Source organism: Hydrogenophaga sp. YM1 (genome assembly GCF_016903055.1).
GTDB classification, from domain to species: Bacteria; Pseudomonadota; Gammaproteobacteria; order Burkholderiales; family Burkholderiaceae_C; genus Hydrogenophaga; species Hydrogenophaga borbori.
This window is the reverse complement of sequence record NZ_CP070223.1, coordinates 788,872-810,923: the sequence shown is the minus strand read 5'-3', so window position 1 is coordinate 810,923 and position 22,052 is coordinate 788,872. Positions and strand designations below refer to the sequence as shown.

Genomic DNA, 22,052 nt, shown 5'->3' with positions numbered 1-22,052 from the left:
GCGCGCATGATTTTTTCCACGCCGGCACCGTGGCAATCCCGCCGCCGCGCCGGCCCCAACGACTGGAGAAGTTCATGCAACAGAACCCCTTGCCATCGTCGGTGACCGGTATCGATTCGCTGATCCACGCGGCCGGTCACCACCGTCCGCTCGCGCCTGGCGCGACCACCACCAACCTCGTGCCGCTGCTCGACGACGTGCGCGACGCCATGGTGGCCATCTACTGCGACCACGACGCGCAGGCCGCGCACCGCATCGAGCACGCCCGCTCGCTGCTGCGCGATCAGGCGGGTGCCTCGATGGCGGCCTGGTCCCTGCTGGAGGAGGCGGCCTTTCACCTGCGGCTGCACCACCCGTGGTCCGCGCTGTCGGCCCTGCGCCAGGCCGGTGACGCGCTGCTGATGGCGCGACTGGACGGAGGCCGAGCATGAACAAACCCCTGATGAGCGCGCGCTACCTGCGCCTCCGCCTGTTGCCGCTGGTGACGGCCATGCTGGTGTCGGGCGCCGTGGGCGGCCTGGCCGTGAGCTGGGGCCTCTCGCGCCACGGCAACCCAGCCTCCATACCCGCCGCCGCCCCCACCACGCCGACCGCCTTCCTGCGCACCGCCGCGTCGGTGGCGGCGCCCGCCGGCGGCCCGGTCGACTTCGCCACCATCGCGCAGGCCAATGGCGCGGCGGTGGTCAACATTTCGGTCAGCGGCACGCGCCGCGTGGGCCTGTCGGGCGACGGTGCGTCGCGCCAGGGCGCCAATCCCTTCGGCTTCCCCTTCCCCTTCCCCGACGGAAGCGGCGAAGCCCCCCGCCAGGACATCGTGCGCGGCCAGGGCTCGGGTTTCATCGTCGACAAGGACGGCCTGGTGCTGACCAACGCGCACGTGGTGGACGGCGCCTCGCACGTCACGGTGAAGCTGCCCGACCGGCGCGAGTTCCAGGCCCGCGTGCTCGGCACCGACCCCATGACCGACGTGGCCGTGCTCAAGATCGAGGCCAAGAACCTGCCCACCGTGCCGCTCGGCACCGAGAAGGACCTGCGCGTGGGCGATTGGGTGCTGGCCATTGGCTCGCCCTACGGCTTCGAGAACACCGCCACCGTGGGCGTGGTCAGCGCCAAGGGCCGATCGCTGCCCGACGAAAGCTACGTGCCCTTCATCCAGACCGACGCGGCGATCAACCCCGGCAACTCCGGCGGCCCGCTGTTCAACGCGCGCGGCCAGGTGGTCGGCATCAACTCGCAGATCTTCAGCCACACCGGCGGCTACCAGGGCCTGTCCTTCTCCATCCCGATCGACGTCGCCTTGAAGGTAAAGGACCAGATCGTGAAGAGCGGCCAGGCGCAGCACGCGCGCCTGGGCGTGGCGGCGCAGGAAGTGAACCAGACACTGGCCGAATCCTTCGGACTGGATGCGCCGCGGGGCGCGCTGGTGGCGCAGGTGGAGCCCGGCAGCCCCGCCGACAAGGCAGGCCTGCGGTCGGGCGACGTCATCCTGCGCGTAGGCAAGGAGCCGGTGGACCGCATCGCTGACCTGCCGCTGCTGGTGGGCCAGGCGCAGCCCGGCGAGCGCGTGGACATCAGCTACTGGCGCGACGGGCGCGAGGCCCAGGCCTCTGTCGAGCTGGCCAGCGCCAGCGACGACAGCACGGGCAAGGCCAAGACCGCCTCGGCCGCTGGCAGCGAGCACAAGCTGGGCCTCATGCTGCGGCCCCTGAGCGAGCCCGAGCGGCGCGCCAGCGGCGCGCGCCAGGGCCTGCTGATCGAGGACGTAACGGGCGCCGCCGAACTCGCGGGCGTGCAGGCTGGCGACCTGCTCATCGGCATCAACGGCAAACCGGTGAGCACGGTGGCCCAGGTCAAGGCCGAGGCGCGCGAGGCCAAACAGGCCATCGCGCTGCAGCTCCTGCGCGACGGCAACACGCTGTTCGTGCCCCTGCGCGTGGGCTGAACGTTGCGGGCTTCAGGCCCGAGGCATGAGGCGGTGGCCCGCTACGCGAGCCACCGCTTTCTTCTTTTGTAGGACTTGATGTCCTTGAAGCTCTTGCGTTCACCGCCGCCCATGCCGAGGTAGAACTCCTTGACGTCCTCGTTGTTGCGCAGTTCGGGCGCGGGGCCGTCCATGACGATGCGCCCGCTCTCCATGATGTAGCCGTAGTCGGCGTAGCGCAGCGCCATGTTGGTGTTCTGCTCGGCCAGCAGGAAGGTCACGCGCTCCTTGTGGTTGAGGTCCTTCACGATCTCGAAGACCTCCTCCACGATCTGCGGCGCCAGGCCCATGCTGGGCTCGTCGAGCAGCACCACGCTGGGGTTGGCCATGAGCGCGCGCCCGATGGCGCACATCTGCTGCTCGCCCCCGCTGGTGTAGGCGGCCTGGCTGGTGCGCCGCGTCTTCAGGCGCGGGAAGTAGGTGTAGACCTTCTCCAGGTTGCGCGCGACCTCGGCGCGGTCCTTGCGGGTGTAGGAGCCGGTCATGAGGTTCTCCTCGATGGTGAGGTGCGCGAAGCAGTGGCGCCCCTCCATGACCTGCACCACGCCGCGCTGCACGAGGTCGGCCGGCGAGAGGTTCTCGATGCGCTCGCCGCGCAGCTCGATGCTGCCCTTGGTGACCTCGCCGCGCTCGCCCTTGAGCAGGTTGGAGACGGCGCGCAGCGTGGTGGTCTTGCCCGCGCCGTTGCCGCCCAGGATGGCCGCGATCTGGCCCTCGCGCACGCTCAGCGAGACGCCCTTGAGCACCAGGATCACGTGGTTGTAGATGACCTCGATGCCGTTGACGTTGAGGACCACCGGCGCGGCCTGGGCGGCGGGCGCGCTCATGACGCGCAGTCGGCCGCGGCGCGGCGCGTCAGCTTCTTGTCGGCCACGTACTTGTCGGCGGCGGCCTTAAGCAGCGGGTTCATGATGGCGGGATCGGCCTGCAGCCAGTCCGAACTCACGTCCCAGGTCTTGCCGTTCCAGGTATAGGCGCGCGCGGAAGAAGGGCCCATGTGGTCCTTGCAGCTCGTCGCCACCGGCCGCATCACATCGTCCAGGCCGAGCTCACGCAGGCGCTTCTGGTCGATGTCGAGGTTCTCGTAGCCCCAGCGCGCCTGCGCCGCCGTCATCACCTGGCCCTTGCCGAACTTCTCCTGTGCGCGGCGCACGCCTTCGACGGCAAACATCGCGTTCATCAGGCCGCGCATGTACAGCGCCGAACCCACCTCGTCCTTCGGACCCGCGCCTTCGTTCTTGGCGTGCAGCGTGGCCAGCACCTCCTTGGCGACCTTCGAGTCGAAGCCCGGACCCGGCAGGATCAGCACCGCGCTGTAGCCTTCGGCGCCGGCCACGCCTTTCACGTCGGAGTCCGAACCCGAAGGCCAAACGCCCACGATGCGGTTGCGCGGGAAGCCGGTGGCCTGCGCTTCCTTCAGCGCGGTGGAGTTCATCACGCCCCAGCCCCACAGCAGCACGTAGTCGGGGCGGCTCTGGCGAATCTGCAGCCAGGGCGCCTTCTGATCCACGCCGGGGTGCGGCACCGGAATATTGGTGAGCTCGAAGCCGTGCTGCTTCGCGCGCACCGTCAGTACCGGGATCGCTTCCTTGCCATACGGGCTGTCGTGGTAGAGCAGCGTGATCTTCTTTCCTTTGAGCTTGTCCATGCCGCCAAGCTTGTGGCCCACGAACTGGATCTGCGTGTCCGCCGACGCCCAGTGCGAACCCGCGATCGGGAAGCTCCACTTGAACACCTCGCCGTCGGCGCTCTCGCTCAGGCCATAGGCCGGCGTGAGGATCGGGATGCCATCGGCCGCGCCGCGCTCGGTGAGCGCGAAGGTGATGCCCGTGGACATGGTCTGGAACACCGTGGCGCCACCGTTCTTGCCCTTCAGTCGCTCGTAGCACTCCACGCCGCGGTCGGTGGCGTAGCCGGTCTCGCATTCTTCCCAGGCCACGCGCACGCCGTTGATGCCACCCTTGGCATTGACCAGCTTGAAGTAGTCCACGAAGCCGTTGGCCCAGGGCGCGCCGCTGGGCGCGTAGGGCCCGGTGCGGAAGGTCAGCAGCGGGAAGAACTGCTCCTTTGCCTGCGCGAAGCCGGCCGTGGTGGTGGTGGCGAGCACGAGGGCCGCGGAAGCGGCGATCAGGGCGCGCGTTCGTTTCATCATCTCTGTCTCCTGTGGGTTATCGGTTCGGGGCGAATCGGCCGTTGTCGTGCACTCTCCCGCTGCCTGTCAGTGAGGGAACGGCCAGGTCCTCATCTTTTGTTTGCCCAGTGCCCACAGGCGGCCCAGCCCGTGCGGTTCCACGATGAGGAACCAGACGATCAGGGCGCCGAAGACCATGGCTTCGGCGTGGGCGACGCCCGTGGTGCTGATGGACACGCCCACGAGCGCGCCCAGCACCGGCAGGGACTGGTTGAGAAAGATCGGCAGCAGCACGATGAAGGCCGCGCCGAAGAAGGCGCCGACGATGGAGCCCAGGCCGCCGATGATGATCATGAACAGCAGCTGGAACGAACGCTCCACGCCGAAGGCGGCGGGCTCCCAGGCGCCCAGGTGAACGAAGGCCCACAGGCCACCGGCCACGCCGATGATGAAGCTGGAGACCGCGAAGGCGGTGAGCTTGGCGTACATCGGGCGGATGCCGATGACCGCGGCGGCCACGTCCATGTCGCGGATGGCCATCCACTCGCGGCCGATGGCGCTGCGCACCAGGTTCTTCGCGAGCCAGGCAAACACCACCACGAAACCCAGGCAGAACAGGTACTTCTCCACCGGCGTGTCGATCGTCCAGCCCATCAGCTGCAGGTTCGACACGGACACCGAGCCAGAAGGCGAGTCGTTGGTGAACCACTTCACGCGCAGGAACATCCAGTCGGCGAAGAACTGAGCGGCCAGCGTGGCGACGGCGAGGTACAGGCCCTTGACGCGCAGGCTGGGCAGGCCGAACAGCACGCCGAACACCGTGGCGCACAGGCCGCCGATGAGCAGGGCCACGATCAGGGGCATGCCATCGACACGCACCAGGCTGTTGTAGGCCATGTAGGCGCCCATGGCCATGAAGGCGCCCGAGCCCATGCTGATCTGGCCGCAGTAGCCCACCAGGATGTTCACGCCAATGGCCGCGAGCGCGAGGATCAGGAAGGGCACGAGAATCGCCCGCAGCAGGTAATCGCTCGCGAGCGCCGGCACCACCAGGCAGACGACCGCCAGCAGGGCCAGCACGAGCCACCGGTCCTGGTCGATGGGGAAGATCTGCTGGTCGGCGCGGTAGGAGGTCTTGAACTGACCGTTTTCGCGATAGAACATGGTCAGCTCCTCAGACGCGATCGATGATCTTCTCGCCGAACAACCCTTGGGGTCGGAAGAGAAGGAAGACGAGGGCGAGCACGTAGGCGAACCAGATCTCGATGCCGCCGCCGACGAAGGGGCCGAGGTAGACCTCGGAGAGCTTCTCGCCCACGCCGATGATGAGTCCGCCGATGATGGCGCCGGGCACGGAGGTCAGCCCGCCGAGGATGACCACGGGCAGCGCGCGCAGCGCCAGGGTGGTGAGCGAGAACTGCACGCCCAGCTTGGAGCCCCAGATGATGCCGGCGACCAGGGCGGTGACGCCGGCGACGAACCACACGATGACCCAGATGCGGTTGAGCGCGATGCCGATGGACTGGGCGGCCTGGTGGTCGTCGGCCACGGCGCGCAGCGCGCGCCCGGTGCTGGTCTTCTGGAAGAACAGGCTGAGCGCGCCCACCAGCAGCGCGGCGATGCAGGCGGCGTAGACGTCTTCGAGGTTGATGAGCACGCCGCCGGGGAAGGTGCTCTCCATGAGGAAGACCGGGTCCTTGGGCATGCCCACGTTGATGGCGTAGATGTTCGAGCCGAACAGGGTCTGGCCCAGGCCGTCGAGGAAGTAGGTGATGCCCAGGGTGGCCATGAGCAGCGTCACGCCCTCCTGGTTGACCAGGTGGCGCAGCACCAGGCGCTCGATCAGCCAGGCCACCACCCACATCAGCGCGGCGGCCAGCACGAAGGCGATGGCGTTGGCCAGGATGAGGCTTTCGATGCCGATCCACTGCGGCACCCAGGTCGAGAAGCGCGCCATCGCCAGCGCGGCGAACAGCACCATCGCGCCCTGCGCGAAGTTGAACACCCCCGAGGCCTTGAAGATCAGCACGAAGCCCAGCGCCACCAGGGAGTACAGCATGCCGGCCATGAGGCCGCCGAAGAGCGATTCGAGGAAGAAGGCCATGGCTACATCTGCTCCATCAGTGGCTCGTGCCGAGGTAGGCGCGGATGACCTCCTCGTTGCCGCGCACCTCTTCGGGGGTGCCGTCGCCGATCTTCTTTCCGTAGTCGAGCACCACCACGCGATCGGAGATGTCCATCACCACCCCCATGTCGTGCTCGATCAGCACGATGGTGGTGCCGAACTCGTCGTTGACGTCCAGGATGAAGCGGCTCATGTCCTGCTTCTCCTCCAGGTTCATGCCCGCCATGGGCTCATCGAGCAGCAGCACCTGCGGCTGCATGGCCAGCGCGCGGCCCAGGTCCACGCGCTTTTGCAGCCCGTAGGGGAGCGTGCCCACCGGCGTCTTGCGGTAGGCCTGGATCTCCAGGAAGTCGATGATGTTCTCGACGAAGGCGCGGTGCTGCTCCTCCTCCTGCTGCGCCGAGCCCAGCCACTTCAGGCCCGCGAACGGGTGGCGAAACGCCTGCGCGAGCAAGCCGCTCTTGACGCGCAGGTTGCGCCCGCTCATGAGGTTGTCGATCACGCTCATGCCCTTGAACAGCGCCAGGTTCTGGAAGGTGCGCGCGATCCCCATCTCGGCCACCTGGCGACTGTTCATGTGCCGGAAGGTCTGGCCACGAAAGCTGATCGAGCCCTCCTGCGGCTGGTACACCCCGTTGATGCAGTTGAGCATGGAGCTCTTGCCCGCGCCGTTGGGCCCGATGATGGCGCGCACCTCGTGCTCTCGCACGTCAAAGCTGATGTCGGTCAGCGCCTTGACCCCGCCAAAGCGCAGGCTGATGTTCTTCACATCCAGGATCACCTCGCCGATCTTCTTGGCGCCCGCGCTGGCGGCCGCGCCCCCGGCGCTGCCCGACTCGCCCGTTTGGTCCATGTCGATCTGCCTCATGCCGCCTCCTTCACCGGGGCGAAGGTCTTGGCGTCTCGGATCTGCAGCGTGGCGCTGACCGAGCCCGTGCGACCGTCCTCGAACTTGACCTGCGTCTGGATGAACTGCTCGCGCTTGCCCGCGTACAGCGCCTCCACCAGCGCCTGGTACTTCTCGCCAATGAAGCCGCGGCGCACCTTGTTCGTGCGCGTGAGCTCGCCGTCGTCGGCGTCGAGCTCCTTGTGCAGCACCAAGAAGCGGCTGATCTGGCTGCCCGCCAGCCGCTCGTCTCGGCTGAGGTCGGCGTTGACCTGCTCCACGCACTGCGCGATGAGCTCGTAGACCTCGGGCTTGGCCGCCAGGTCGGTGTAGCCCGTGTACGGCAAGTTGCGCCGCTCGGCCCAGTTGCCCACGGCCTCGAAGTCGATGTTGACCATCACGCACACGCGATCTCGCCCGTCGCCAAAGGCCACCGCCTCCTTGATGTGCGAGAAGAACTTGAGCTTGTTCTCCACGTACTTGGGCGCGAACATGGCGCCGTCGTGCGCGCCACCGCTCAGGCGCCCCACGTCCTTGACCCGGTCGATGATCTTCAGGTGCCCCGCCGCGTCGATGAAGCCCGCGTCGCTGGTGTGGTACCAGCCCTCGGCGTCCAGCACCTCGGCCGTGGCCTGCGGGTTCTTGTGGTACTCCTTGAGCAGCCCGGGCGAGCGCACCAGGATCTCGCCCGTCTCGCTGAGCTTGATCTGCACCCCCTCGCAGGGCACCCCCACCGTGTCGGCCCTGGCCTCGTGGTCGGGCTGCAGGCACACGAAGACGGCCGTCTCCGTGGAGCCGTAGAGCTGCTTCAGGTTCACCCCGATGCTGCGGTAGAAGCTGAAGAGGTCCGGCCCGATGGCCTCGCCCGCGGTGTAGGCCACGCGCACGCGGCTTAGGCCCAGGTTGTTGCGCAGCGGGCCGTAGACCAGCCAGTCGCCTAGGCGGTACTTCAGCCGGTCCCACGCGCCCACCGGCTTGCCGTCCATGAGGTCCGGGCCCACGCGGCGCGCCAGCCCCATGGCGCTGTGAAAGAGCCAGCGCTTGAGCGCGCCCGCGTCTTCCATGCGGATCATCACGCTGGTCAGCAGGCCCTCGAAGACCCGGGGCGGGGCGAAGTAGTAGGTCGGCCCCACCTCCTTCATGTCGATGCTGACCGTGGCGCTGCTCTCCGGGCAGTTGACCACGTAGCCGCTGACCAGCCACTGCGCGTAGGAGAAGATGTTCTGCCCGATCCACGCCGGCGGCAGGTAGGCCAGCACCTCGTCGCTCGGGCCCAGCTTGTCAAAGCGCGCGCCCGCCCCCGCGCGGTCGAGCAGGCCGCGGTGCAGGTGCACCACCCCCTTGGGGTTGCCCGTCGTGCCGCTGGTGAAGAACATCGCCGCCACGTCATCGGGCTGGCCCTGCTCGACCTGCTCGTCGAAGAACCCAGGGTGCGCCCGATCGAACGCCTCGCCCGCGCCCACCAGCGCGTCCAGGCTTTGCAGCCCCGCCTGCTCGTAGTTCCTCAGCCCGCGCGCATCGTCGTACCAGATGCGCTCGAGCTGCGGGCACTGCCCCCGGATCTCCAGCATCTTGTCCACCTGCTCCTGGTCTTCCACCACGCACAACCGCACCTCGGCGTTGTTGATCGGAAAGACGCACTCCCCAGCCACCGCGTCCTGGTACAGCGGCACCGCGATCGCCCCCAGCGACTGCGCCGCCAGCATCGTCGCGTACAGCCTCGGCCGGTTCGCCCCTATCACCACCAGGTGCTCCCCACGCCTCAAGCCCGCCTCGTGCAAACCACACGCCAGACACCTCACCAGCCGCAGCATCTCGCCCCAGCTCGTCGTCTGCCAGATCCCGTACGCCTTCTCTCGCATCGCGGGTCGGTTGGGGTATCGGGCGGCCTGCCGTTTCAGTTGGCGGGGGAAAGTGGTGTCCACGGAATGGCTTTCTCAGAGAGGGACGTGTTGTCGGCGCGCGGCCAGGAAGCGGTCCTTGAGCAGGCGGTCGTTGGAGCCCGCCACCACGCCTTCGCCATAGGACCAGTGCTCGAGGCTCAGCGGAGCCCCCAGGCTCGCGGCCTCGCACAGGCGCTGCACGGCCAGGCGGCCGTGGCCGAAGCGCATGCTGCGTTCCAGCAGGTCGAGCGCGATGCGCCGGCCCTGCTCGCGCTGCACGGGCGAGGCGCCGGGCGCGGCGCCGCGGCGGGCCTGGCGCTTGAGCGTGCGCAACTGCTGGCGCCCGCCACGCGCGGGCGGCGAAGGCGGCGACGGTCTCATGCCGGTCCGTCCCCGGCCACCTCGACCGGCTTGTCGATCACGTACACCACGCCATTGAGCAGCGCGACGTGCGCGTCGTCGCGCGCGCGCGAAACCCGCACCTGGTAGGTGCCGATCTTTCGCGAGCGTGCCACCTCGGTGGCGTGCGCGATCAGCCACTCGCCCTCTTCCACCGCGGTGGAGATGCTCATCTGGGAGTCGACCAGCGTGGCGATGCTGCCGTAGGTGTTGCAGGCCAGGCCGAGCGCCATGTCGCCAAGCGAGAAGATCGCGCCACCGTGGCACCGCTTGTTGAAGTTGATGTGCATGCGCTGCACGCGCATGCGCAGCTTCACTTCACCGGGCGCGGCGTACAACAACTGCATGCCCATGGCCTGGCCGAAGCCGTCGGCGCCCAGACAGCGCGTCACCAGGGCTCGGGCCTGCTGCGCGCCACCGGGGGCGTGGCGCAGGCCGCGCTGCGGTCGCTGCTCCAGCCACTCCACCAGCGCGTCCATGCCCTCGCCCGACGGCGCAGACACCTTCGTCACCACCGGCGTCCAGTCGGCGTGGCGGCGCAGGCCGATCATGGCGTTCAGGTCCGACTCGGTGCGGCGCGCGTCGGGCAGGTCGGCCTTGGTGACGACAAAGATGTCGGCGATTTCAAGCACGCCGGCCTTGATCGCCTGCACGTCGTCGCCCAGGCCCGGCGGGCAGGCCACGACACGCGTGTCGGCGTAGCGCGTGATCTCCACCTCGGACTGGCCCGCGCCCACCGTCTCGACGATCACCACGTCGAAGCCGGCGGCGTCGAAGACGTCGATTACGTCGCCGGCCGCGGCGGCCAGGCCACCCAGGTGGCCGCGCGAGGCGAGCGAACGGATGAAGACGCCCTCGTCGGACTGGCGCTCGCCCATGCGGATGCGGTCGCCCAGCACGGCACCGCCGGTGAAGGGGCTGGACGGATCGACCGCCACCACGGCCACGGTGCGGCCGCGCTGGCGCAGGCCCACGATGAGCGCGGACACCAGCGTGGACTTGCCCGCGCCCGGTGGCCCGGTGACGCCGATGACGTGCGCGCGGCCCGTGCGCCCCGCCACCGCCTGGCGCACGTCGTGCGCGCGCTCGTCGTTGCTTTCCAGGCTGCTGATGGCCCGCGCGAGGGTCAGGCGGTCGCCGCAGGCGATGCGTTCGCTGAGGGTATTGATCAAGGCGATCACACCATCGTCAAGGGTTGACCGAAGCCCAGCTCCTTGCGCAGCGTGCCGCAGATCTCGCCGTGGGTGGCACCGGCCTCGGCCGCCCGGACCACGTGCTCGAACACGTTCTGCTCGCGGTCGTTGGCCGAGCGCGCGAGCGCGGCGATAGCCTTGTCGACCTCGGCGTTCGAGCGGTTCTTCTTGTAGGCGCCGAGGCGTTCCACGTAGGCGCGCATGCGCTCGGGCGCCGGGTACTCGAGCGAGGGGTAGGTGGCCGGGTCTTCCTCGACCTGGTAGGCGTTGACGCCCACGATGGTCTGCTCGCCCGTGTCGACCCGCTTCTGGAACGCCAGCGCGGACTCGCCGATCATCTGCTGCACGATGCCCTTCTCGACCGCCTGGTACATGCCACCGGCCTCGTCGATCATGTCGATGATGGCGTTGATGCGCTGCTCCATCTGGTCGGTGAGCGACTCGATGTAGTACGAGCCACCCAGCGGGTCGATCACGTCGGTGAGGTGGGCCTCCTCGCGCAGGATGTTCTGCGTGGCCACGGCGATGCGCGCGGCCTCGGTCTTGGGCGTGGACAGCACCTCGTCGTAGGCGTCGGTGTGCAGCGACTGCAGGCCGCCGAAGATGCCCGCCATGGCCTGCGTGGTGACGCGCGCGATGTTGTTGAGCGGCTGCTGGCGCGTGAGGTCCACGCCCGAGGTCTGGCCGTGGAACTTGAAGCGCCAGGAGCGCGGGTCCTTGGCGCCGAAGCGCTCACGGCACAGGCGAGCCCAGACCCGGCGACCGGCGCGGAACTTGGCCACTTCCTCGAAGAAGCTGATCGAGATGTCGAAGAAGAAGGTGAAGCGCGGCAGGAACTGGTCGGGGTCCATGCCGGCGGCGATGCAGTCCTCGGCGTATTGGATGCCCGAGCACAGCGTGAAGGCCATGGCTTCGGCGGGCGTGGCGCCGGCCTGCTGCATGTGCTGGCCAACGATGGACAGCGGGTTCCAGTGGGGCACCTGCGCGTTGCAGAAGCGGATGTGGTCCACGATGACCCGGCGCGCGCCCTGCAGCGCGAGGCGGAAGAACATGTGGTTGGCCACGAAGTGCGAGATGCAGTCGCTCTGGTTCGAGGTGCCGGTGATGCGCGTCCACGGAATGCCGCGGCGGCGTGCCACCGCCAGCTCGAAGGCCAGCAGGGTGAACGGCGATGGATCGTTCATCGCGGTGGAGATGCTGTCGATGGGCACACCATCGAGCGCGACCTGCATGTCGTCGGCGTTGTTGACCACGGTGCCACAGGTGCCGAGCAGCTCGGCCGGCACCTCGTCGGCGTCGTAGCCGCGGAAGACCGAGTTGCAGGGAATCAGCGACAGCGCCGAGGCGCCCAGGCCCAGGATCTCCTTGACGCGGACGTTGTAATCCTCGGGCACGCCCAGGCCGATGAGCTGGCGCTGCGACCAGCTGCGCCCCCGGTACATGGTGGAGTAGATGCCGCGCGTGAACGGGTACTGGCCCGGATAGCCCAGGCTTTCCGCGTAGGACTCGGTGCGCCGGTCGCTGGGCGTGTACAGCGGTTTGACCGGAATGCCCGATCGGTTGTGCACGGTGGCATCGCCCGGCACCGCCTTGGCGAACTCATCGGCCCAGCGCTGCTCACCTTCGGGCACGGACGCGGCGTGCAGGTGCTTGTCGACGGCGTTCATGCTTGCGCTCCTTGCAGTTCGCGGCGCTTGGTCGTGAGCGCCTTCACGTGCTCGACCACCTCGTCGAGCGAGGTGCCCGGGTGGAACACCCGAGCCACGCCGCTCTCGAGCAACACACCTTCGTCCTTGTGCGGCACGATGCCGCCGACGATCACCTGCACGTCGCCCAGGCCGGCCTCGCGCAGCGCGGCCATGAGCCGGGGCACGATGAGGTGGTCGGTGGCCAGCGAGGAGATGCCGATCACGTCGGCGTCCTCTTCCAGCGCAAGCTTCACCACGGTGGGAATCTCCTGCCACGGCGGCGTGTAGATCACTTCCATGCCCGCGTCGCGCAGGCAGGCCGCGATCACGCGACTGCCACGGTCGTGGCCATCAAACCCAATCTTGGTGACGATCACCCTAGGCGGACGTTTCAACATCCTGCTTCTCCTTGACCAGCCCCACGAATTTCCGCGCCAGGGCGCGTGGGGTATCGCGTCCTTGGGGGTCGAACCAGAAAGGCGCCCAGTTCAGGGCACCCATGAGCATCAGTCGCATCGAGCGGCGGTCGATGCCGGGCGCCAGGGGCAGGCCGGCGATGGCTTCGCGGAAGTAGCGCTCGTGGTTGCCGCGCAGATCGCGCAGGCGATCGGCGATGCGGGGAATGTCGTCGGGCAGCACGCGGATCAGCACCTGCGCGTAGTCGCTGTCGCGCAGCACGGTCTCCAGGTGGGCGCGGCACAGGGCCTCGAGCCGCTGCCAGGGATCGGCCTCGCGCGCCACGGCGGTGGCGGAGGCGGTTTCAAGCGCCTGCACGCCGGTGGCGTACACGGCCAGCAGCAGCTCGTCCTTCGAAGGGAAGTGGTAGTAGACCGAGCCCGCGAGCATCTTGGCCTCCACCGCGATGTCGCGCATGGACGTGCCCGCGTAGCCGTGCAGCGCGAACAACCGCGCGGCTGCGTCGAGCAGATCGGGCAGGCGGTTGTCGGAGCGTGGACCCCGGGAGGTCTTGGTGGCGGCCGGCATATAAAAAGCAATCGTTCGTTAGGTTTAAGTGTGATTCCAGATTCGGCCGGTGTCAACCGGCCCCCACCCAGGGTTTTCTTGGATCTGCCGTTCATCGGCTTGTGGGCCGCGCCACCGGCCGGGATGTCGATGCCGCGCGGGCTGGGCCGTCGTGGTGATGCAATGCCCTATTGCGATCACTCAACACACAGGAGAACCCCATGCGATTCATCGTGATGGTCAAGGCCACGGCCGACAGCGAAGCGGGCGTGATGCCCACCGAACAGGAACTGGCCGAGATGGGCCGCTTCAACGAAGAACTGGTGAAGGCCGGCGTGATGGTCTCGGGCGAAGGCTTGCACCCGAGTTCGCAGGGCGCGCGCGTGCGCTTCTCGGGCCAGCAGCGCAGCGTGATCGACGGCCCCTTCGCCGAGACCAAGGAGCTCGTCGCCGGCTTCTGGATCTGGCAATGCGCCTCGCTGCAAGAAGCCATCGACTGGGTCAAGCGCTGCCCCAACCCCATGCGCGGCGAATCGGAGATCGAGATCCGCCGCGTCTTCGAGGCCGAGGACTTCGGCGAGGCCTTCACGCCCGAGCTGCGTGAACAGGAGGAGCGGCTGCGCGAACAGCTGATCGCGCAGCACAAGCGCTGAGACAGCGGGTCCGTCTCCTGGCCGAGGGGACGCAAGCCCTTGGCCCCACGCAGCGCCTGGTGAGGTGCGTGCGGGCAGGCGCCCGGGCGCCAGCCCTCGGTTCATCGCCTGAATCCTTCAGGCAAGCATCACATGTGATACTGTACATAAATACAGTATCTAGATGCCATGCTCTCCCCCTCGGCCGAGCCTTCGGCCCTCCCCCCGTCCGCGGCGCCCTGGCCGCGCCGCGTGGCCGACGCCCTCTGGCGCGGCCATGAAATCGGCGCGCCGCTGGCGCGCGTGCACCCCTCGGGCTGGGACGCGCTGGACCGCGAGCTGCCCGGCGGCGGCTGGCCCTGCCGCGCGCTCACCGAGGTCTTGCAGGCCCGCGCCGGCGCCCATGAGTGGCGCCTGCTCGCGCCCTGCCTGCCGCGCCTGGCCAGCGCAGGGCGCAGCCTGGCCCTGGTGGGACCGCCCTGGGTGCCGCATGGGCCAGGGCTGCAGCAGCTGGGACTGCCGGCGCGCCAGCTGATCTGGGTGCAAGCCGACAGCGAGGCCGAGCGCCTGTGGGCGAGCGAGCAACTCATCCGCGCCAACGCCTGCGGCGCGCTGCTGGCCTGGCTGCCGCAGGCCAGCCCCGAGGCCCTGCGCCGCCTGCAGGTGAGCGCGCAAGGCAACGACGGCCTGGTGCTGCTGTTTCGCCCGCAGGCCGCGCGGCACCAGGCCTCGCCCGCGCCGCTGCGCCTGCTGGTGCAGCACAGCCCCGACTGGGCCCTGCGCGTGCGCCTGCTCAAGCGCCGCGGCCCGCCGCACGACAGCGAATTGCGCCTGCCCTCGGTGCCGGGCGCGCTGGACGCCCTGCTCACCCCGCGTCTGCGCGCGCTGGGCCGACGGACCCCTGAAAACGAGGAGGCCGCCGATGTGGTGGGCCGCACTGATCCTTCCCGAAGCGAGCGGCGGCAGCGGCAGCGCGCCTGAAGCGCCAGGGTGGCGCCTCGCCGAACTGGGCACCTGGGCCTTGCAGTTCACGCCGCGGGTGGCCCTGGTCGAGGGCGCCACGCTCATGGAACTGGAGGCCAGCCAACGCCTGTTCGGCGGCCAGGCGGCGCTGCGCGAGCGCGTGCGCGAGGCGGCCGCGGCCGAGTTCGGCATCCACCGCATCGGCTGGGCCCCGACCGGCCTGGCCGCGCTGGCCTTCGCGCGCGCGGGTGTCGAGGGCGTCGACCCTGGTGTACCGCTGGCGCGCGCGCTGGACCGCTTGCCGATGGACACGCTTGGGGCCGTGGCCCCGCACCGCGGCACGCTCGCGCGCCTGGGCTGCCGCACGCTGGGCGACCTGCGCCGCCTGCCGCGCGCGGGCCTCGGCCGACGCTTCGACGCCGCGCTGCTGGAGGCGCTGGACCAAGCCCATGGCCAACGCCCCGAGACGCACGGCTGGCTCGCGCCCCCCGAGACCTTTCGCGCGCGGCTGGAACTGATGTCGCGCGTGGAAGACGCGCCCTCGCTCATGCACGGCGCGCACCGCCTGCTGCTGCGCCTGGGCGGCTGGCTGGGCGCGCGGCACCGCGGCGTCACGGCCTTCGCGCTGCGCTGGGCGCACGACACCCTGCGCGCGCGCGCCGCGGGCGAAGGCGGCGAACTGGTGCTGCGCACGCGCACGCCCACGCGCCGCGTCGAGCACCTGGCGCGCCTGCTCGCCGAACACCTGGCGCGCACCGAATTGCTGGCGCCGGTGGGTGAGCTGGAACTGGAGGCCCTGGACACGCAGCCGCTGGCGCCGCCCAGCGCCTCGCTCCTGCCCGACGACGGCGCGAGCGACGCCGCGCTGGACGACACCCTGGAGCGCCTCGCGGCGCGGCTGGGCGCGGCGCGCGTGCTGCGGCCCGTGCCGCTGGACGACCACCGGCTCGAGCACATGCAGCGCTGGCAGCCTGTGGGCGAGCCCCTGCCGCGCGCCCGTCCCGCGCCCTGCGCCGCCGACCGCACGCCGCAGCCGAGCTGGGTGCTGCCCCAGCCCTTGCGGCTGCCGGTGCGTGACCACCGGCCCGTGTACCGCGAAACGCTGCAACTCATCGCCGGGCCACACCGCGTGGAAGGCGGCTGGTGGGACCGCGCGCCCGACGGCGTCCAGCACCGCCACGCGCAGCGCGACTACTTCGTCGCGTTCGACGCTCGGGCCGGCGTGCTCTGGGTGTTCCAGGAACGCCTGGCCGACGAGGGCGGCGCCTGGTACCTGCACGGGGTGTTTGCATGAACCCCGCTCGGCCGCCCGAAGGGGTTCGCACCGCGGTGCGCGGCACGGAAGTTTCCGAATGAACACGCCCGCACTGCCCGCCTACGCCGAGCTGCACTGCCTCAGCAACTTCACCTTTCTGCGCGGCGCCAGCCACCCCAAGGAACTGGTGCGGCGCGCGGTGCAACTGGGCTATGCCGCGCTGGCCATCGCCGACGAATGCTCCATGGCCGGCGTGGTGCGCGCGCACGTGGAGGCCAAGGCGCGCGGCCTGCCGCTGATCATCGGCGCGCAGTTCCGCGTGGACGACGCGCCCTTCACACTGGTCGCGTTGGCGCAGAACCGAAACGGCTATGGCAACCTGTGCGAGCTGATCTCGCGGCTGCGCCGCGCCAGCCCGACCAAAGGCGAGTACCGCCTGCGCCTGGCCGACATCGACCCCACGGCGCTGGCCGATTGCCTGGTGCTCGCCGCGCCCGAGCGCGGCACGCCGCTGCCGCGCCTGATCGAACTGGCGCGCTGGCTGCTCACCGGCTTCAGCGGGCGCTGCTGGTTCGCGGTCACGCTGCTGCGCCAGCTCGACGACGAGGCCTGGCTCGCGCGCCTGCGCGAAGCCGGCGAACTCAGCGCCATCCCGCTGGTGGCCACGGGCGACGTGCTGATGCACCGGCGCTCGCGCCAGGCCCTGCAGGACGTGCTCAGCGCCACGCGCCTGGGCCGGCCGCTCACCGACTGCGGCCAACAGCTGCAGCCCAACGCCGAGCGCCACCTGCGCTCGCGGCTGCGCCTGTCCACCACCTACCCGTCCGATCTGTTGGCCGAAACCTTGCGCGTGGCCGAGCGCTGCGCCTTCTCGCTCGACGAGCTGCGCTACCAGTACCCGGCCGAGGTGGTGCCCCAAGGGCGAACGCCCGCGTCCTACCTGCGCGAACTCACGGAACGGGGCGCGGCGCGGCGCTGGCCCGCGGGCACGCCCGACAAGGTGCGCGCGCAGATCGAACACGAACTCGCGCTCATCGCCGAGCTGCGCTACGAGCACTACTTCCTCACCGTGGCCGACATCGTGCGCTTCGCGCGCGGGGAAAAGATCCTGTGCCAGGGCCGCGGCAGCGCGGCCAACTCGGTGGTCTGCTACTGCCTGGGCGTGACCGAGGTCGATCCGCAGCGCCAGACCGTGCTGTTCGAACGCTTCCTCAGCAAGGAGCGCAACGAGCCGCCCGACATCGACGTCGACTTCGAGCACGAGCGGCGCGAGGAGGTGATCCAGTACCTCTACCGCAAGTACGGTCGCGAGCGCGCCGCGCTCACCGCCACCGTCATCACCTACCACCGGCGCAGCGCCATCCGCGACGTGGGCAAGGCCCTGGGTTTCGACGCCGAGGCGATCGACCGCCTGGCCAAGGAGCAGCAGTGGTTCGACGGCCGGACGCCTTCGGCCGAGCGCCTGCTGGCCGTGGGACTGCGGCCCGACGACCTGGCCGTGCGCCAGCTCATCGACCTGGTCGGCGTGCTCACGGGCGAGGCCTCCGACCAAGAGGAGGACAAGGCGGGCGACGTGTTCACGGGCTTTCCGCGCCACCTCTCGCAGCACGTAGGCGGCTTCGTGCTCACGCAGGACCCGCTCACGCGCCTGGTGCCGGTGGAGAACGCGGCCATGGAAGGCCGCACCGTGATCGAGTGGGACAAGGACGACCTCGACGCCCTGGGCCTGCTCAAGGTGGACGTGCTCGCGCTGGGCATGCTCACCGCGCTGCGCAAGGCCCTGGTCTTCATCGGCCAGCAACGCGGCCGGCCCTTCGCGCTGCAGGACATCCCCGACGGCGACGATCCCACCTACGACATGATCTGCGAGGCCGACACCATCGGCGTGTTCCAGATCGAATCGCGCGCGCAGCAGAGCATGCTGCCGCGCCTGCGCCCCCGCACCTTCTACGACCTGGTGATCGAGGTCGCCATCGTGCGGCCCGGCCCCATCCAGGGCGGCATGGTGCACCCCTACCTGAACCGGCGGCAGGGCAAGGAGCCGGTGCACTTCGAGAAAGACGAACTCAAGCCCGCGCTCGAGCGCACCCTGGGCGTGCCCGTGTTCCAGGAGCAGGTGATGCAGCTGGCCATCATCGCCGCCGGCTTCACGCCCGGCGAAGCCGACGAGCTGCGCCGCGCCATGGCCGCGTGGAAGCGCAAGGGCGGCCTGCACAAGTACCACGAGAAGATCGTCAAGGGCATGACCGGCAACGGCTACTCGGCCGAGTTCGCCGAGCGCATCTACCAGCAGATCCACGGCTTCTCGGACTACGGCTTTCCCGAGAGCCACGCCGCGAGCTTCGCGCTGCTGGTCTACGCCTCCTGCTGGATCAAATGCCACCACCCGGCCGCCTTCCTGGCCGCGATGCTCAACAGCCAGCCGCTGGGCTTCTACACGCCCAGCCAGCTGGTGCAGGACGCGCAGCGCCATGGCGTGGAGGTGCGCCCGGTGGACGTGAGCCACAGCGACCGGGACTGCACGCTGGAAGACCTGCCGCGCGAACCCGCGGTGCGCCTGGGCCTGAACCGGGTGGGCGGCCTGTCGCGCGCGGCGGCGGACCGCATCGCCGCCGCGCGCCGCGACGCGCCTTTCCAGGACGCCGAAGACCTCGCGCGGCGCGCGGGCCTGGACCGGCGCGAGCTGCAGGCCCTGGCCGCGGCCGACGCGCTGATCGGCCTGTCCGGCCACCGGCGCCTGCAGATGTGGGACGCGGCGGGCCATCGCGCGCCGCCCGCGCTGCTGCGCCAGGCACCCGTGCACGAGGCGCCCATCGAACTGCCGCCCGCCCCCGAGGGCGAGGCCATTGTCTGGGACTACGCGGCCACGCGCCTGACGCTGCGCCGCCACCCGCTGGCCTTGCTGCGGCCGCAGCTGCGCGCGCGGCGCCTGATGACGGCCGAGGAACTCAAGGCCCTACCCGACAAGCGCTTCGCGCGCGCCTGCGGCATCGTCACCGTGCGCCAGCAGCCACAGACGGCCAACGGCACCATCTTCGTTTCGCTGGAGGACGAGACCGGCGCGGTGCAGGTGATCGTCTGGCGCCACGTGCGCGAGCGCCAGCGCGCCGAGCTGCTGCACGCGCGGCTGCTCGCGGTGCACGGCGTGTGGCAGCGCGAGGGCCCGCTGTGCAACCTGATCGCGGGACGGCTGGAAGACCTCACCCCGCTGCTCGGCCGGCTGGCGACCGAAAGCCGGGACTTCCACTGATTCGATTTCGGGACCTTGTCCTGTTTGACTTCGTCCGGATTTTTTTCATTCACGCGCCGTTCATCCAGCGCACCGGCGGCGCGATTGCTTGTTCCCGCGCCCCGCCTGAGCGACGTGCTTCAGCCCGGCGCCGCCACCGCCGGGCGCCGCATCAGCAGCAGCGCCGTCGTCAGGCAGGCCAAGGCGATCACCGCCGCGCCGGCCAGCGTGACCAGGTGCAGCGACTCCACGAAAGCGCCGCGCGCCAGCGCGGCGAACAGCGGCCCGTCCGATCCGCCCAGCGCCTTGGCCGCGTGCAACGCGCCCGCCAGCGTGTCGCGCGCCGCGTCGGCGGCCGGGGCGGGCAAGGCCGACGGCATCGCCGCGCCCACGCGCGCCTGGTACCAGGCCACGCCCAGGCTGCCCAGCAAGGCCACGCCCAACGCGCCGCTCAGCTCGGATGCGGTCTCCGACAGCGCCGAGGCCGCGCCCGCGCGCTCGGGCGGTGCCGAGGTGATGATGATCTCGTTGCCCAGCGTGAACACCGGCGCCATGCCCAGGCTCATGATCACCGTGCCCGCCACCAGCCAAGGCAGGCCCGTGCCGGTGTCCACCATCAGCAGCATCAGGAAACCGATCGCCGCCGCCACCTGGCCGCCGACAAGGATGCGCACCGGCGCGAACCAGCTCGCCAGGCGCGGCGCGCCCAGCGAACCGACCACGAAGGCCAGCGCCCAGGGCAAGGTGACCAGGCCCGCGCTCAGCGGGTCGAGCGCGCGCACCACCTGCAGGTACTGCGTGATGAAGATGTAGATGCCGAACATGGCCAGGCAGGACAGCGCGTAGGCCGACAGCGCGGCGGCGAAGCGCGGCTGGCGGAACAGCGCGATGTCGAGCAGCGGGTGCGCCAGGCGCGACTGGCGCCGCACGAACACCCAGCCCAGGGCCACGCCCGCCAGCAGCGGCAGCAGCCCGGCCGCCACCAGGCCATCGGTGGCGATGGTCTTGATGCCGTAGACCGCCGCCAGCACCGCGGCCAAGGACAGCAAGGCGCTCGCCAGATCGAGCGGGCCGGCCTCGGGGTCGCGAAACTCGGGCAGCAGCAGCGGGCCCAGCACCAGCAGCAGCACCATCACCGGCACCGCCACCAGGAAGACCGCGCCCCAGTGGAACCACTGCAGCAGCGCGCCGCCCACCAGCGGGCCGATGGCCGCGCCCATGGAGAAGCTCGCGATCCACACCCCGATGGCGAAACGGCGCTGCTCCTCGTCGTGGAACATGTTCCGGATCAGCGACATGGTGGACGGCGCGAGCGTGGCGCCGGCCACGCCCAGCAGGGCCCGCATGGCGATCAGCATCTCGGCGCTGGTCGAGTAGGCGGCCATCAGCGAGGCCAGGCCGAAGGCGGCGGCACCGATCAGCAGCAGCTTGCGCCGGCCGATGCGATCGCCCAGGTTGCCCATGGTGATGAGGAAGCCCGCCACCAGGAAACTGTAGATATCGACCATCCACAGCAACTGCGCGGCGCTGGGCCGCAGCTCGGCGCTGAGCACGGGCAGCGCGAGGTTGAGCACGGTCATGTCCATGGCATAGACCATGCAGGGCAGAGCGATCACCGCCAATCCCAACCATTCGCGGCTGGTGGCCTTGGCGGGCGCGGATGAAGTGTGTTCAGACATCGAGGATCACCTTGAAGCCCCCATAGATCAAGCGTTTGCCATCAAACGGCATGGGGGCGCGGTCGGGTTGCATGCGGGGGTCGGCCATGACCTTTTCCCAGGCGGCGTCGCGCACCTCGCGCGAGGGCCAGACGATCCAGGAGAAGACCACCACCTCGTCTTTTTCGAGCTTCACCGCCATCGGCATGGAGGTGAGCTTGCCCTCGGGCACCTCGTCGGCCCAGGTTTCGACGACGCGCGTGGCGCCGTGCTCCTTGAAGACCGCCGCAGCCTCCTTGCAGTGCTTCAGGTAGGCCTCGCGGTTGGCGGTGGGAACAGGGGCCATGAATCCATCGACGTAGCTCATTTCACTGTCTCCTTGGTGGGGCTGGGAAGGAATTGCAGTTCGAGGTGGCGGCGCAGCACGCGCAGGCACTCGACCGCGGGCTCGATCGACTGGCGCGCCTTGACGAGCAGCAAGGCGCCCTGAATGACGGCCTGCACATACAAACCCAGGGCTTCGGCGCTCCAGCGCGCACGCGGCGCGTATTGGCGCTTGGCCGCCACAGCCATCTCGGTCACCAGGTCTGCGTTGGCCGTGATGTGGCGCTCGCAAACCTCCCGCAGGACGGGGTGCGTGATGTGCACTTCCTGCACCAGGGTGCCGAGCACGCAAGTGATCTCGGCGATCTCGCCCTGCAGCAACTCGATGCGAAAGTCCACATAGCCCAGCAGGCGCTGCAAGGGGTCGGTCTTGTCCATGTAGCCGGCGTGGCGGAACAGCTCGTCGGCCTGTTCGCCGAAGCGCTGCGCGGCGGCGGCGAACACGTCTTCCTTGGTCTTGAAGTGGTGGAAGAACGCGCCCTTGGTGAGGGCCGTGGCGGCGCACAGCTCGTCCACCGTGGTGGCGGCGTAACCCTTGGTGCGAACCAGGGTCATGGCCGCTTCGAGCAGCCGGTCGCGGGAGCTGGGCGCGGGGGTGGCCATGGCAATTTCCGGGGGTTGATGGGAAGGGGTCGAAGACTACCGACCAGTTGGTATGTTCGTCAAGCGACGGGCCGTGGCA

The 22,052-nt window shown here is 69.6% G+C and carries 20 protein-coding genes; 6 read left to right on the top strand and 14 right to left on the bottom strand.

What is annotated here, in order from left to right; translation table 11 throughout:
• Positions 1-74: 74 nt before the first annotated feature.
• Both JNX00_RS04005 and JNX00_RS04000 read left to right on the top strand, forming a co-directional pair.
• A complete protein-coding gene (locus JNX00_RS04005) occupies positions 75-431 on the top strand; it encodes a hypothetical protein (protein WP_070401110.1) in 357 nt (118 codons plus the stop codon).
• Positions 428-1,942 (top strand): Do family serine endopeptidase, encoded by a 1,515-nt coding sequence (locus JNX00_RS04000; RefSeq protein ID WP_070401109.1) that lies wholly within the window; start codon positions 428-430, stop codon positions 1,940-1,942. Before JNX00_RS04005 ends, JNX00_RS04000 begins: the two co-directional genes overlap by 4 nt.
• A gap of 41 nt (positions 1,943-1,983) precedes the next feature.
• Here the strand turns inward: JNX00_RS04000 and JNX00_RS03995 are convergent, their stop codons facing one another.
• From JNX00_RS03995 to JNX00_RS03945, 11 genes are all read right to left on the bottom strand, one after another.
• Positions 1,984-2,808: an ABC transporter ATP-binding protein gene (locus tag JNX00_RS03995; protein ID WP_070401108.1), complete on the bottom strand. Its 825-nt coding sequence runs from the start codon at positions 2,806-2,808 to the stop codon at positions 1,984-1,986.
• A complete protein-coding gene (locus tag JNX00_RS03990) occupies positions 2,805-4,130 on the bottom strand; it encodes an ABC transporter substrate-binding protein (RefSeq protein ID WP_204744994.1) in 1,326 nt (441 codons plus the stop codon). Before JNX00_RS03990 ends, JNX00_RS03995 begins: the two co-directional genes overlap by 4 nt.
• Before the next feature lie 69 nt (positions 4,131-4,199).
• Positions 4,200-5,276, bottom strand: coding sequence for a branched-chain amino acid ABC transporter permease (locus tag JNX00_RS03985; RefSeq protein WP_204744156.1), 1,077 nt, complete (start codon positions 5,274-5,276; stop codon positions 4,200-4,202).
• Between the two features lie 10 nt (positions 5,277-5,286).
• A complete protein-coding gene (locus JNX00_RS03980) occupies positions 5,287-6,216 on the bottom strand; it encodes a branched-chain amino acid ABC transporter permease (protein ID WP_070401342.1) in 930 nt (309 codons plus the stop codon).
• A gap of 16 nt (positions 6,217-6,232) precedes the next feature.
• Complete coding sequence (locus JNX00_RS03975; RefSeq protein WP_070401343.1) at positions 6,233-7,090, bottom strand: ABC transporter ATP-binding protein; 858 nt, start codon at positions 7,088-7,090, stop codon at positions 6,233-6,235.
• An 11-nt stretch (positions 7,091-7,101) separates the two neighbouring features.
• On the bottom strand, positions 7,102-9,048 hold the full coding sequence (locus JNX00_RS03970) for an AMP-binding protein (RefSeq protein WP_204744154.1): 1,947 nt from the start codon (positions 9,046-9,048) through the stop codon (positions 7,102-7,104).
• Between the two features lie 12 nt (positions 9,049-9,060).
• Entirely contained in the window at positions 9,061-9,387 is a 327-nt protein-coding gene (locus JNX00_RS03965) for a hypothetical protein (RefSeq protein ID WP_139147146.1), read from the bottom strand.
• Entirely contained in the window at positions 9,384-10,577 is a 1,194-nt protein-coding gene (meaB, locus tag JNX00_RS03960; RefSeq protein ID WP_204744152.1) for a methylmalonyl Co-A mutase-associated GTPase MeaB, read from the bottom strand. Before meaB ends, JNX00_RS03965 begins: the two co-directional genes overlap by 4 nt.
• 5 nt (positions 10,578-10,582) lie before the next feature.
• Positions 10,583-12,265, bottom strand: a complete 1,683-nt coding sequence (locus tag JNX00_RS03955; protein WP_070401042.1) for an acyl-CoA mutase large subunit family protein — start codon at positions 12,263-12,265, stop codon at positions 10,583-10,585.
• Positions 12,262-12,684 (bottom strand): cobalamin-dependent protein, encoded by a 423-nt coding sequence (locus JNX00_RS03950; RefSeq protein WP_070401043.1) that lies wholly within the window; start codon positions 12,682-12,684, stop codon positions 12,262-12,264. The genes JNX00_RS03955 and JNX00_RS03950 overlap by 4 nt, the downstream gene beginning before the upstream one ends.
• Positions 12,665-13,270, bottom strand: coding sequence for a TetR/AcrR family transcriptional regulator (locus JNX00_RS03945; protein WP_070401044.1), 606 nt, complete (start codon positions 13,268-13,270; stop codon positions 12,665-12,667). Before JNX00_RS03945 ends, JNX00_RS03950 begins: the two co-directional genes overlap by 20 nt.
• Before the next feature lie 200 nt (positions 13,271-13,470).
• On the opposite strand from JNX00_RS03945, the gene JNX00_RS03940 reads away from it, so the two are divergent.
• The 4 genes from JNX00_RS03940 (at position 13,471) to JNX00_RS03925 (ending at position 19,349) form a co-directional block, all read left to right on the top strand.
• Positions 13,471-13,902, top strand: coding sequence for a YciI family protein (locus JNX00_RS03940; RefSeq protein WP_070401045.1), 432 nt, complete (start codon positions 13,471-13,473; stop codon positions 13,900-13,902).
• Between the two features lie 168 nt (positions 13,903-14,070).
• Entirely contained in the window at positions 14,071-14,862 is a 792-nt protein-coding gene (gene imuA / locus JNX00_RS03935; protein WP_070401046.1) for a translesion DNA synthesis-associated protein ImuA, read from the top strand.
• Entirely contained in the window at positions 14,804-16,138 is a 1,335-nt protein-coding gene (locus JNX00_RS03930; protein ID WP_204744150.1) for a DNA polymerase Y family protein, read from the top strand. The genes imuA and JNX00_RS03930 overlap by 59 nt, the downstream gene beginning before the upstream one ends.
• Before the next feature lie 58 nt (positions 16,139-16,196).
• Positions 16,197-19,349, top strand: a complete 3,153-nt coding sequence (locus JNX00_RS03925; protein ID WP_204744148.1) for an error-prone DNA polymerase — start codon at positions 16,197-16,199, stop codon at positions 19,347-19,349.
• 119 nt (positions 19,350-19,468) lie between these two features.
• On the opposite strand, the gene JNX00_RS03920 is transcribed toward JNX00_RS03925, so the two are convergent.
• From JNX00_RS03920 to JNX00_RS03910, 3 genes are read right to left on the bottom strand one after another with little or no spacing between them, the layout of a single operon-like run.
• Positions 19,469-21,007 carry an MFS transporter gene (locus tag JNX00_RS03920; protein ID WP_070401048.1) on the bottom strand — a complete coding sequence of 513 codons (1,539 nt, stop codon included), beginning with the start codon at positions 21,005-21,007 and terminating at the stop codon, positions 19,469-19,471.
• Complete coding sequence (locus JNX00_RS03915; RefSeq protein ID WP_070401049.1) at positions 21,000-21,353, bottom strand: DUF1428 domain-containing protein; 354 nt, start codon at positions 21,351-21,353, stop codon at positions 21,000-21,002. The genes JNX00_RS03920 and JNX00_RS03915 overlap by 8 nt, the downstream gene beginning before the upstream one ends.
• Positions 21,350-21,973 carry a TetR/AcrR family transcriptional regulator gene (locus JNX00_RS03910; RefSeq protein ID WP_070401050.1) on the bottom strand — a complete coding sequence of 208 codons (624 nt, stop codon included), beginning with the start codon at positions 21,971-21,973 and terminating at the stop codon, positions 21,350-21,352. The genes JNX00_RS03915 and JNX00_RS03910 overlap by 4 nt, the downstream gene beginning before the upstream one ends.
• Positions 21,974-22,052: the final 79 nt, after the last annotated feature.